The sequence below is a fragment of the Kitasatospora sp. HUAS MG31 genome, from assembly GCF_040571325.1.
In the GTDB taxonomy this organism is placed as follows: Bacteria; Actinomycetota; Actinomycetes; order Streptomycetales; family Streptomycetaceae; genus Kitasatospora; species Kitasatospora camelliae.
Map to the genome: position 1 here is coordinate 2,398,452 of NZ_CP159872.1, position 11,674 is coordinate 2,410,125.

Sequence of the window (11,674 nt, forward strand, 5' to 3'; positions counted from 1 at the left end):
CCGTCGCGCTCTTACCGCACCGCAAAAACACGCTAGCGTTCTTCACAGGCTGCGCCTCTCGGCTTCAGCGGCTAGACCGCGCATATTCCGACCCGCGGCGGAGTGTAAGCCAGAGGACCGTGGCGTATTCATCAGCGATACCGCTTCCGGGGTGATGGCCAAGGCCATCACCCCGTCGTTCAGGCCGATTACGACCAGCCCGTCGACCTCCTCGATGGAAAGCGCCGGGGAACGAACGGGAATGACCCGCACCGCGTGCGAGACGAAGGGATCCCAGAGCCGGACCGTGTGGTCGTTTCCCGCGGTCACCAGAAGGGTCCGATCACCCGCCACGACCGCCCGGACAGCCGTGACCCGGCTTGTGTGGCCCTCGTGAACGGAAACCGCTTCGCCGGTCTCGGGGTCCCACAGACGAACCGTGCGATCGTCACCGGCGGAAGCGAGCAAAGTGCGATCGCCCAGCGGCACGGCACACACGGCGTTAACCGCCTTGGTGTGGCCTTCGAAGGTCCACCGCATGCTGCCGGAGTCCAGGTCCCAAAGACGAATCACCGTCCCGCCGCCGACCGCGGCGAGGCGCTCGCCTGCAGCCGCGAGCAGGGTGCGACCACCCGTCGAGAGTGCGCATACCGCGTTGAACGACCCGGTTTCGCTGTCGAAGGTCCGCGAGGACTCGACGGCCTCGGGGTCCCACAGGCGAACGGTTCGGTCGTCGCCAGCAGTGGCGAGCAGAGTCCGATCACCGATCGGGACCTCACATACTGCATTGATTCCGTCCGGGTGCCCTTCAAAGCTATGCAGAATCTCACCGGTACCGGCATCCCGAAGACGGATCGTGTGATCGCCGGCCGTGACGAGCAGACTGCGATCACTCGTGGACAGGGCGCAGAGGGCTCTAATCCGGCCGGTACGACCTTCCAGGGTTCGCCGCACGGCGCCGGACTCCGGATCCCACAACTGAACGCCGGCGTCGTGTCCGGCGGTCACGACCAGCGGCCGGCCTCCCACCGAGACGGCACACACCGCCGACACCCGGCCGGTGGGGCCCCCAAGTCCGGCGGAAACCGCTCCGACCTCCGGATCCCACACACGAACCATGGAATCATCACCGGCCGTCACGATCAGCGGCTGACCCCCCACCGAGACGGCACACACCGCCAACACCCGACCGGTATGGCCCTCAAGCCCCCCGCACGCCACACCGGCCTCCGGATCCCACATGCGAACCATGGAATCATCACCAGCCGTCACGAGAAGCGACCGGCCCTCCACCGAGACGGCACACACGGCGTTGACCCAACCGTCGTGGCCTTCGAGTACGTGCACCGACTCGCCCGACTTCGGGTCCCACACGCGAACCGTGGAGTCGTCACCGGCGGTGACGAGAAGCGACCGGTCCCCCACGTCGACGGCACACACCGCCAATACCGCACCCGCATGTCCTTCTAGGTCTCCGTAACCGGCACCGGACTCCGGATCCCACAAACGAACCACAGAGTCGTTCCCGGCGGTCGCGAGAAGCGACCGGCCCTCCACCGAGACGGCACACACGGCGTTGACCCAACCGTCGTGGCCTTCGAGTACGTGCACCGACTCGCCCGACTTCGGGTCCCACACGCGAACCGTGGAGTCGTTCCCGGCGGTCACGAGAAGCGACCGGCCGGACGTCTCGACCGCGATCACGGCCCTGACTGCTCCGGTGTGCCCTTCAAGGACGTGCAATAGCACTCCGGACTCGGGATCCTGGAGGCGAACCACAGAATCGTTCCCGGCGGTCGCGAGAAGTGGCCGGCCCCCCACCGAGACGGAACACAAGGCCTGAGCCGAGCCGTTGTAGCCTTCGAGAATCCGCAGTTGGTCTCCGGTATCGAGGTTCCAGAGACGGACGGTACCGTCGTTCGCGGCGCTGGCGAGAATGGCGAGGCCCTCCATCGGAAGCACGCACACGGCATTGACCCAGTCACCGTGGCCTTCGAGAACGGTCTCTTCCAGGTGAGGTGCCCCTGCGGCCCAGACCCCGCGATACGGCGCGCGAAGCCCGGCGTCGCGATACGTGTAGCCCAGGTGTTCGCGTGTCTCCGTCACACTGAAGAGGGCTACCCGGTCCTCCGGCGCCGCGTCGAGTGCCTGCGGGGTCATTCGCAGCAATCGGCTACGGGTACGTCCCGCGGCCGACGTCGAAGCCTTGGCGGCCGGCACCAGCCGACGAAGGTCGGCGTGGAGGGGATAGGAGTCGTCCTCGAGCAGGTCGTCGATGACACCGCCCCGGGCGGCGTGGTCGGGCAATGCGCGAAGCAGGTAGCGGGGAGCGCCTTCCCAGCCCGTGTCGCTACCGAGGCGCTGGAAGGCGAGGGCGATGGCACGTTCGTCGGCGATCGCCATCTCGGCTGCCCGGCTGGCGACGAGCGCTTCGTTCAGCGCTTGGTGGAACAGTCTGAAGGCACTCGCTTGAGCGGCGGTATCACTCGACTCGATCAGGAAGTTCGCTGCGGAGGCTCGGGCGAACGCCCGCAAGTCGTTCAGGGCCGGGGTATGACCGGTTAGGGCACCCACTGCGGTGGCCCAGAGACCGAGCGTCATCCCGGGAGACTCCGCGTAGGCCAGCGCCGTAAGGACGTCACCTGCCGGAATGCCGTCCAGTGACGGCAGGAAGGTGAGGTAGTCCCTGAGTACGGCGTCGACGGTCGGCGTGAAGGAGATCGAAGCCGGCTCGATCGCAGTGCGGTCGTGCATGCCGTGGAAACGTGCGACCAGTCCGGCGATCAGGAAGTTGCCCTGCGCGATGACGGCGATCCGTTCGGCCACCGCGTCGGCTGCGAGTCGTACGTTGTACGGGTTGTCCGAGCGCTCGTCACCGAACAGTTGAAGTGTCGTCAGCGTGTAGGCAACCAAGTCCTCTTGCGCAAAGAACCTCGGGCTGTCGAGGTCCAGGATTTCGACGGCGCCGCCGAACGGCGCGATGAGGTCACCCTCGCCGTCTACACGTCGGCAGCCGACCACCACCGTCACGCCGAGGTCCGCACACGTCTCCGCAAGAGGAATCGCGATCGACCTCATGATCGCCCGCGCGTCGTTGGGCGTCGCGGCTTCGTCGAGGGCGTCGACCACAACGGCGAACGCTCCCGGCGGCCGTCCGCCCAGTGCAGTCCTCATCAAAAGGGGCAAGTCGTCGACGTCCCCCGGAAGCGCGGCGGAGGCGGCGGAGGCGATCTCACAGGCCACATCCAGAGCGGTCTTGCCCTTTGCGTGAACCGCACAGGCCACAGATCCCTCTGGCGCTCGAACGGCGTCGTCCTCGGGCGGTAGGGTCACCGCGATCCGCTGATCGGCGGTGGTGACGATGCGGCCCAGCACCGCGGATTTCCCGACTCCGGGGGATCCGGTTACGACCAGGACCTGCCTGCGATCGCCAGCCGATCGGGTGATCCAGTCGACGACCGTGGTCAACGCTGCCGCACGGCCACGGAATCGCATGCCTCGCTCGGCATCCGTACTCACACCGCGGGCCCGGGGACGCCAGTGTCGGCCCGCTTCGACATCTCCCGTGAGCGTCCAGCCCCACTCGGACAGCCCGGCATCGCCCGCGTCCTCGACCGCCCAGTCGGTAAGCAGCTGCAGCTTCTCATCCGGCAGGTAGTCGGCGATGGCCCACATGGTCAGGGCGCGGGCCTCGCCTCCGTTCGTCCGCGCCTGTCCCACCATTCCGACGACGGCCTGATAGTCGGCAGCCCAAAGCGCAGCGCCACTGTCGCCGGGACGGATCGAGCGGCGCTCGGTATCCAAGCGGACCCAGCCGTAGGAGATCGACTCGCCGACCAGGCCGTCCGACGAGTCCCCCAGGTCGTCGGCGAAGCCGAAAGACCACCACGAACTGCCGAGCAGATCATCCGGCCTCGGTCGACGTAACGGCGCAGCGAACTCCTCGGACACCGGCTCCTCGAGGATCAGAACCGCCACATCCCTCACCTTACGGGCGGCTTCGGGCGCCACCACGCGGCGGACCTTGATCCGGCGATGCATCAGCTCATCGGCCTTCGGGAACGCCACCCATAGTTGGCTGCGCAGCTCATCCTGAGAGAAGACGACGTGAGCGCAGGTCAGCACTCGATAGGCATCGACGAGGAATCCCGAGCCGAGCGGTCTATCGTCGAGTTCGGACTGATGGACGGCTGCCACCCAGCCGTCCACCCGCGGCCGGCGACCATCCGAGGTTGCCGCGCTCATCCCTGAGTGTCGACCTCGGCTCCGGCCTGGTCGCCGTCGGGCCGCCATGTGAGCTTCACGCCGAAGTTGGCCTCCGTCGCAGCCTTGGCGACCACCCAGTTGGCCGAGCCGTTCACCTTGATACCGAACGAGACCTCGACCTCTGCGGGGCGAAGCCTCGCCACCTGGTCCATCACGGTTCGTGCGGCCTCAACGGCCGGACGCACGGCCTCCTGTACCCGGCCGAGAATCTGATCAGCGCCGACTTGCTGGTATTCATCCGTCGGCTCGATCTCGAACTGCACCACCGTGCCCGGATCCAGTTCGTATGACACCACCTGAGACGCCACAGGCCCCCCTTCGCTAGCTCCCTGTCGCGAAGACGGTACCGGCAACTCCGGGACTGCGCAGAACCGGTGGTGTGTTGCTCCCGACTCGGCGGGTGATTCGTTCATGAACGTAATGGTTGGTGACGGTTTCCGACTTGGTGGGGTAGTGCCGCCCGTCGTCCATGTCTTTCAGAGCCGGGTTGGCTCGCGTCTCCCGAGGGCGGTCTGGCCGTCGTCCAGGAGCCGGGGTCGGCCCAACGACATCCGCCGGGATTACGCACTACAGTCACCCGCTGGCCCTCGGAGGCCGGCTCGGACTCCCTGGGCGCTCCGAGGCCGTCGGCGGCATCCCAGAGGCCGTACGGGGGGCGCGACCGCACCCTGCCGTAGCCGGCCGGGTTCGGATATCGGGCCTGAAGCGTGGCAACGACAGCGCCCAGCGGCCCGTATCGTCGGAATCGAAGCGCATTCTCGAAAGCCGGGGGACGGCAGTGGCAGAGAAGAACACGAGCAGGTCGCTGGAGAAGGCCGCACCCGACCAATCATGGCGTCCAAGGCGGGGGCTCAGCAGAGCGCAGCTATCTCGGGAGCAGGACCGCGCGGCCGGAGGCGCCGGCCGCCGGTTGGTGGACGCCGGTGCAGGGCGTCTCCGGCTGGCAACGGTCGTGCTGAGCCGATCCGGCCGCACCGGACGGGTCAGAGTCTCGCTCCGATGGCCTGTCGACGGCCGGTCGAAGCGCGTTCCCCTGGGGGAGGTCGATCGTCCCACTCGCGCGGAGAACCTGCGTCAGGGCTGGCGGTTGGCCGCCGCGTCCGGGCTGCTCTCGTCCGCGCCGGTTGCCGAAGACTCGTGGGCATCGTCTCCCGGGACGCGGAAGTCGATGCAGGGAAACAGGGGGAAGAACACGAAGCCCGAGCTACGGCTCCGATCACTACTGCACCGGGAGGGTCTCCGGTATCGGGTCTCGATCCGGCCGGTACCGACACTCCGACGTACGGCGGATATCGTGTTCACGAAGGTGAAGGTGGCGGTCTTCGTGGATGGCTGCTATTGGCACGGCTGTGCCGAGCATCGGAGCGTTCCCGAGACGAACAGGGACTTCTGGACCGAGAAGATCGAGGGAAACAAGGCACGGGACGCGGAAACGGTCCGTCTACTCGAGCAGGCCGGTTGGAAGGTGCTTCGGATCTGGGAGCACGTCCCGGCGGAGGAGGCGGCTCGACTCGTGATCGAGACGGTCGCCGCTGCGCGCCTGCGGTCAATGCGGTGACGCAGTCAGAGCGGACGCCCGTTGAGCAGGTCGTCAGCGGCATCGGCCTCTCGTCGTAGGACGATCCTGCCGTCACCGTCACTGAAGGCGATGATCCTGGAACCAACCGCGAGGCCGGCCTCCGCAATGATTCCCATGGGAAGCTCGACGGTCCCGTCCTCACGGATGACGGTCTCGAAAGGTTCTCTGATCACGTCAACAGCATGCCATGGGCGTGCAAGTCACTCCCGATCGTCCCTTCAGCGGCCGGAGGAGTGCTCGACATCCTCAGGAAGTGGGCAGGCCCCAGGCACGCGGCTTGCGACCAGCGCCAACAAATCAAGATCATCTCGTGGGACTTTTCAGGGACTTTCAGCGCTGTCCGAGGGACGTTCGAGGGACTTTCCGCCGCGTAACACGGCAAGCCCCTGAAAGATCGGAAAGGGCCTCCGACGCAGGTCAGAGGCCCTTTCCGAGGCAAAGCCGCAGGTGGCGGCGGACGAGTCGGCCTGTACGCCGGGTTCTGTCTCCCGGGTTGCTTGCGCGGCCCGGGGAGGCGGCCATCCATCTAGGGCTGCCGTTGCCGACAGCCTCGTGCGGTCTACCCGCGGACTCGGGCGAGCAGCCCTCGAACATCCGCGCACGGTGCCCGGAGGCACCGATCTTGACCTTGCTCCGAGTGGGGTTTACCGAGCCGGCCGAGTCACCTCGGTCGCTGGTGGTCTCTTACACCACCGTTTCACCCTTACCTGCGGCCGAAGCCGCCGGCGGTCTGTTTTCTGTGGCACTGTCCCGCGGGTCACCCCGGGTGGGCGTTACCCACCACCCTGCTCTGTGGAGCCCGGACGTTCCTCGGCGGGCCCCCGAAGGAGCCCGACGCGACCGCCCGGCCGGCTCGTCCGCCGTACTGGTCATCGTAGCCGTTCGACACCGCCGTTCCGTACCCCGGCCCCTTCGGGGTCGAGGCGGTCCGCGACCCGGGCCGCGGTGCCCTCCGCCCAGGCGGTGGTGGTGACCAGGCCGAGCAGGACGAGGGTCAGGCCCAGGCCGGTGACGATCCACCAGCCCGCGTGGCTGGCCGGGGCGAGGCCGGTGGCGACCGGGCCGGCCACGGAGGAGACGACCACGGTGCCGATCACGGCGACGCCGAGCGACTGCCCGACCTGGCGGCTGGTGGAGGCGACGGCCGCGGCCACCCCGGCCTGGGCCAGCGGCATGCCGGAGACGGCGGCGTTGGTGATCGGGGCGTTGACCAGTCCGAAGCCCAGCCCGAACAGCGCGTAGGAGACGATCAGCAGCGTGGGCGGGGAGTCCGCGGCGAGGCGGGTGAGCAGCAGGCCGCTGGCGGCGAGCGCGGTGCCGGCGGCGACCAGCGGGAGCCGCGGTCCGCTGCGGCCGACGATCCGGCCGGACAGCGGGGCGGCGATCAGGGTCATGACGGCCATCGGCAGGGTCCACAGGCCGGCCTGGACCGGGCTGTAGCCGCGGACCACCTGCAGGTACAGGGTGTTGACGAAGAGGAACCCGCCGAGGGCCGCGAAGGCGCAGACCGCGGTGAGGGTGGCACCGGTGAAGGGGGCGCTGTGGAAGAAGCGGGGGTCGATCAGCGGCTCGGCGACCCGGCGCTCCCACAGCGGGAGGAGGACCAGCGAGGTCAGCGCGACGGCGGCCAGGGCCAGGATGAGCGGCGAGGTCCAGCCGTAGCCGGGGCCCTCGATGATGGCGGCGGTGCCGCAGCCGAGGAGGAGCAGCATCAGCACCTGGCCGACCGGGTCCAGCCGGCGGGGGTGCGGTGCCCGGGACTCCGGGATGTGGCGGCGGGCCAGGACGAAGGCGGCCAGGCCGACCGGGATGTTGATCAGGAAGATCGACTGCCAGCCGGCGCTGTTCACCAGGAAGCCGCCGATCAGCGGGCCGAGGGCCATGGACAGTCCGACGACACCGCTCCAGACGCCGATCGCCTGGGCCCGTTCACGGCGGTCGGTGAAGGTGTTGGTGATGATCGACATCGCCACCGGGTTGAGCATCGACCCGCCGACGGCCTGCACCACGCGGAAGGAGACCAGCCAGCCTAGGCTGGGCGCGAGGCTGCACAGCAGTGAGCCGAGCACGAAGACCAGCAGGCCCGTCCGGAAGACCCGGCGCCGTCCGATCCGGTCGGCGACCGAGCCCGAGAGCATCAGCAGCGAGGCGAGCACCAGGGTGTACGCGTCGATGATCCACTGCAGGCCGGAGGCCGGGGCGTCCAGTTCCCGCTGGATGGACGGCAGCGCGACGTTCACCACCGTGTTGTCCAGGCCGACGATGAACAGGCTGAAGCAGCAGATCGCCAGGACCAGCAGGCGGTGGCGCCGGTCGGGCCCTGTGGGCGGCTGCGGTGTGATGGTCGGTCCGGTCGTCGGCGGGCTCATCAAACGATCATCGCATCGGCGGTGGGGCACGTCATGAGCGCACCGGAGGAGGCGGACGGGCGCGGACCGAAGGTGGCGGACGGGCGCGGGCCGGTGTTCCGTACGCCGGAACGTTTCGGCTCCAACACCTTGCTGTACGCCGATCCGGCACTCACCGAGGGCCTGGACTGGGCCGTCCGCCACCGCTCCGCCGCCGGCGACCCCACCGCGACGGCGGTGCTCGCCCCGCACGGCGGCGCCCTGGAGGTTGGGACGAGCGAGCTCTGCCTGGCCGTCGCCGGCTACCGGCCCGAGGACGCCCGCCCGGCCGGCGCCGGGCCGCGGCACGGGTACTGGATGTTCGAGGCGCTGCGCCGCAACGACGGGCTGCACGTCACCTCCGCCCACTGCGACGACCCCGTCGCGCTCGCCCTGTGCGCCAGCAGCCGGCGGGCGGTGTCGCTGCACGGGTGCGGCGGGACCGGCCTGCTGATCGTGGTGGGCGGCCGGGACGAGCGGCTCGCCCGGGAGCTGCGGGCCGCCTTCGCCGAGGCGTTCGCCCGGGCCGAACCGGCCGTCGCCGTGGAGACCGCCGCCGACTGCGAGGAGCACCGCCGGCTGAACGGCGGCAGCCCCGCCAACATCGTCAACCGGACCGGCACCGGTCGCGGCGCCCAGCTGGAACTCTCGGCGGGCCTGCGCCGGGCGGTGTTCGGCGACCCCGACTCCGCCGAGGGCAGGCGGCGGACGTACGGGCGCCGCGCGGACGGCGGCGCCGACCCGGTGGCCGGGTACCTGTGGCACGGCTTCGTGGGCGCCGTCCGCACGGCGATCGTCCGGGCCGCGGTCGTCCGAGCCGACGCTGCGGAGCGGGTACCGGCCGAGGTGGTGGAGCGACCGTCCTGACGACCCCGGACGCCGACCCCGGACGCCCGCGCGGGATCCCGACCCCGGACGCCCGCGCGGAACCCCGGGGCGCGGGACGGGTCAGGTGGAGAAGCGGACGGTCCGGGTGGCCGGGTCTGCGCTGGTGAGCCGGACGGTGATCCGTTCGCCGAGCGGGAGCGCGCCGTCGGCGCCGTCGCACTTGCCGACCACCGCGGGCTCGCGCAGCTGGACCGTCCCGACTGCGGGCTGGCGCTCGTCCACGTCGATCACCACCGCCTCGAAGGCCTCGCCCTCGCGGCCGCGCAGCAGCTCGGCCTCCACCAGGTCGACGCAGCAGCGTTCGATCTCGTGGGCCCGCCGGTCCCCCCGCTCCATCAGCTCGGGCACCGCCTCCAGTGTCTCGCGCACCCAGCCGGGCACGTCCGCCCCGCCCGCGACGGCGGCGCAGATCTCCTGCGCGTAGCGGTCGCCGAGCCGCCGGAGCGGCGCGGTGCAGTGCGCGTACGGGGCGGCCAGCGCGGCGTGCCCGGGGTTCGCGGGCGGCGGCACCCCCCGGGAGGCGTCGAAGGCGTCGTACCCGGCGCCGCGCAGCAGGCCGGTGCACTCGTTGAGGAAGGCGGCGTGCGCGGTGTCGGCCGGGTTCAGCGAGCGGATCAGCCTCGGGTACGGCATGGCGTCCGGCCAGTCCACGCGCAGCGCCCGGGCCACCCGGCGGAGCCGGTCGTACGCGGTGCCGGGCGCGGCCGGCAGGGTCCGCAGCAGCCCGACGCCGGAGTCCAGCATCAGCTCGGCCGCGGCCATGCCGGTGAGCAGCGAGATCTGGGCGTTCCAGCCGTCGGCGCGGGTGGGGGCGCGGTACGCGAGGCGGTAGCCGCCGTCCACCGGCTCCACCTCCTGCTCGGGGATCGGCAGGCTGACTCCGCCGCGGGCCTGTTCCTGGGCCTCGCGGAGCCGGCCGATCTCCGCGAACAGGTCCAGCTGCTCGTCGGCGGCGCCGAGGTCGATGGCCGCCTGGACCCCCGCGTAGTCGAGGCGCCGACGGGAACGGACCCGGGCACGGCGGAGGTCGGCGAGGACGACGGCGCCGGCGGAGTCCAGGTCGATCTGCCAGAGCAGGGCGGGCCGCAGCTCGCCGGGGAGGAGGCTGGCGGCGCCCTCGGAGAGGCGTGGCGGGTGCAGCGGGACGTTGGTGTCCGGGAAGTACAGGGTCTGCACGCGGCGGTGCGCCTCGGCGTCGACGGCGCCCTCGGGCCGGACGAAGGCGGCCACGTCGGCGATCGCGTAGTGGACGCGGTAGCCGGTACCGCGGCGGCTCAGGTGCATGGCCTGGTCGAGGTCGCGGGCGCCGGGTGGATCGACGGTGAACAGGGGCAGGTCGGTGGCGTCGAAGTCGGGCAGCCGGGGCAGGGCGGCGGACCGGTCGGCCTCGTCGAGGACCTCCTCCGGCCAGGCGGACGGGATCTCCAGGCGGCGGCGCAGCTCGGCCAGTTCGGTGTTGATCCTGGCCGTCTCTGCGGCCCGGACCCTCAGGTGTCGGCGCGGCATGGTCGCAGCGTAAGACGGACGGGGCGGCGGAGCGCGGCGGACGGGGGAGGTTGCCTCGGACGGGGGGATGGCGGGGGCCGGCGGGGAGGGGGCTGGCGGGGGCGGGGCGCCCCTGATGGCCGCCCGAGTGCCGAGCCGCCGGCCCGGGGTGTCCCGTCCGTGGGCGTGTTCTCGGTGGTGGTGGGGGCGCCAGTAAGGTGGCTGGGGTCAGTTGCCACAAAGTGTTGAGGGGTGTCGCCGTGCTGGTCCTGTTGCCGCCGTCGGAGGGGAAGGCCGCCGCCGAGGCCGGGGTGCCGGTGGAGCTCGGGGGGCTCTCGCTGCCGGGGCTGACGGGGGCGCGTGAGGCGGTGCTGGGCGCGCTGGTCGAGCTGTGCGCCGGGGACGAGGAGCGGGCGGCCGAGGTGCTCGGGCTGAGCAAGGGGCTGCGCGGCGAGGTCGCGAAGAACGCGGGCCTGCTCACGGCGGGCGCGCTGCCGGCCGGCGAGGTGTACACCGGGGTGCTGTTCGACAACCTCGGGCTGGCCAAGCTGGACGAGGCGGCGTACGCGCTGGCGGAGCGGTCGCTGCTGGTGTTCTCGGGGTTGTGGGGCGCTGTGCGGATCGGCGACCGGATCCCGCCGTACCGGTGCTCGATGGGCGTGAAGCTGCCGCCGCTGGGCGCGCTGGGGGCGTACTGGCGGGGGGTGATGGACGGCGTGCTGCCCCAGGTGGCGGACGGGCTGGTGCTGGACCTGCGCAGCTCGGCGTACGCGGCGGCGTGGAAGCCCGCGGGGGCGGTGGCGGCGCGGACGGCGACCGTCCGGGTGCTCCACGAACGCGAGGTGGACGGGGAGCTGAAGCGGTCGGTGGTGAGCCACTTCAACAAGGCGACCAAGGGCCGGCTGGTCCGCGACCTGCTGAACGCGGGCGCCGACCCCGCCTCCCCGGGCGAACTGGTCGACGCCCTGCGCGACTTGGCCTACCACGTCGAGGTCTCCGCCGAGGGCACCGCCCGCCGCCCCTGGCAGCTCGACGTCGTCGTCACCGAGATCCACTGACACCTCCGCCGCCGGACCCGCTCACGGGCCGG

General features: G+C 70.7%; 8 protein-coding genes and 1 other RNA gene. 3 read left to right on the top strand and 6 right to left on the bottom strand.

The genetic code is table 11. The features are described from left to right. Positions 1–42 precede the first annotated feature (42 nt). Positions 43–4,224 carry a hypothetical protein gene (locus ABWK59_RS10825; protein ID WP_354640004.1) on the bottom strand — a complete coding sequence of 1,394 codons (4,182 nt, stop codon included), beginning with the start codon at positions 4,222–4,224 and terminating at the stop codon, positions 43–45. Further along, positions 4,221–4,538, bottom strand: a complete 318-nt coding sequence (locus ABWK59_RS10830) for a CU044_2847 family protein (protein ID WP_354640005.1) — start codon at positions 4,536–4,538, stop codon at positions 4,221–4,223. Before ABWK59_RS10830 ends, ABWK59_RS10825 begins: the two co-directional genes overlap by 4 nt. 485 nt (positions 4,539–5,023) lie before the next feature. Between ABWK59_RS10830 and ABWK59_RS10835 the strand changes: the two genes are divergently transcribed. Then, positions 5,024–5,803, top strand: coding sequence for a very short patch repair endonuclease (locus ABWK59_RS10835; protein ID WP_354640007.1), 780 nt, complete (start codon positions 5,024–5,026; stop codon positions 5,801–5,803). A 5-nt stretch (positions 5,804–5,808) separates the two neighbouring features. Here the strand turns inward: ABWK59_RS10835 and ABWK59_RS10840 are convergent, their stop codons facing one another. The 3 genes from ABWK59_RS10840 to ABWK59_RS10850 all read right to left on the bottom strand — a co-directional run bounded on the left by ABWK59_RS10840 (position 5,809) and on the right by ABWK59_RS10850 (position 8,193). Then, positions 5,809–5,997: a hypothetical protein gene (locus tag ABWK59_RS10840; RefSeq protein ID WP_354640009.1), complete on the bottom strand. Its 189-nt coding sequence runs from the start codon at positions 5,995–5,997 to the stop codon at positions 5,809–5,811. A 281-nt stretch (positions 5,998–6,278) separates the two neighbouring features. Next, an RNA gene (gene rnpB, locus ABWK59_RS10845) (RNase P RNA component class A) lies at positions 6,279–6,680 on the bottom strand. Between the two features lie 13 nt (positions 6,681–6,693). Then, entirely contained in the window at positions 6,694–8,193 is a 1,500-nt protein-coding gene (locus ABWK59_RS10850) for an MFS transporter (protein ID WP_354640011.1), read from the bottom strand. A gap of 33 nt (positions 8,194–8,226) precedes the next feature. On the opposite strand from ABWK59_RS10850, the gene ABWK59_RS10855 reads away from it, so the two are divergent. Further along, positions 8,227–9,078 (top strand): poly-gamma-glutamate hydrolase family protein, encoded by an 852-nt coding sequence (locus tag ABWK59_RS10855; RefSeq protein WP_354640013.1) that lies wholly within the window; start codon positions 8,227–8,229, stop codon positions 9,076–9,078. 81 nt (positions 9,079–9,159) lie between these two features. Here ABWK59_RS10855 and ABWK59_RS10860 read toward each other — a convergent pair whose 3' ends face one another. Beyond that, on the bottom strand, positions 9,160–10,605 hold the full coding sequence (locus ABWK59_RS10860) for an RNB domain-containing ribonuclease (RefSeq protein WP_354640014.1): 1,446 nt from the start codon (positions 10,603–10,605) through the stop codon (positions 9,160–9,162). A 239-nt stretch (positions 10,606–10,844) separates the two neighbouring features. On the opposite strand from ABWK59_RS10860, the gene yaaA reads away from it, so the two are divergent. Next, the gene (gene yaaA, locus ABWK59_RS10865; protein ID WP_354640016.1) at positions 10,845–11,642 is read left to right on the top strand and encodes a peroxide stress protein YaaA; all 798 of its coding nucleotides are present in this window, start codon (positions 10,845–10,847) and stop codon (positions 11,640–11,642) included. Positions 11,643–11,674 lie beyond the last annotated feature (32 nt).

Coding starts and splice junctions, on each gene's coding strand:
- ABWK59_RS10855 (WP_354640013.1), top strand. CDS start 8,227: ATGAGCGCACCGGAGGAGGCGGACGGGCGCGGACCGAAGGTGGCGGAC.
- ABWK59_RS10850 (WP_354640011.1), bottom strand. CDS start 8,193: ATGAGCCCGCCGACGACCGGACCGACCATCACACCGCAGCCGCCCACA.
- ABWK59_RS10860 (WP_354640014.1), bottom strand. CDS start 10,605: ATGCCGCGCCGACACCTGAGGGTCCGGGCCGCAGAGACGGCCAGGATC.
- ABWK59_RS10825 (WP_354640004.1), bottom strand. CDS start 4,224: ATGAGCGCGGCAACCTCGGATGGTCGCCGGCCGCGGGTGGACGGCTGG.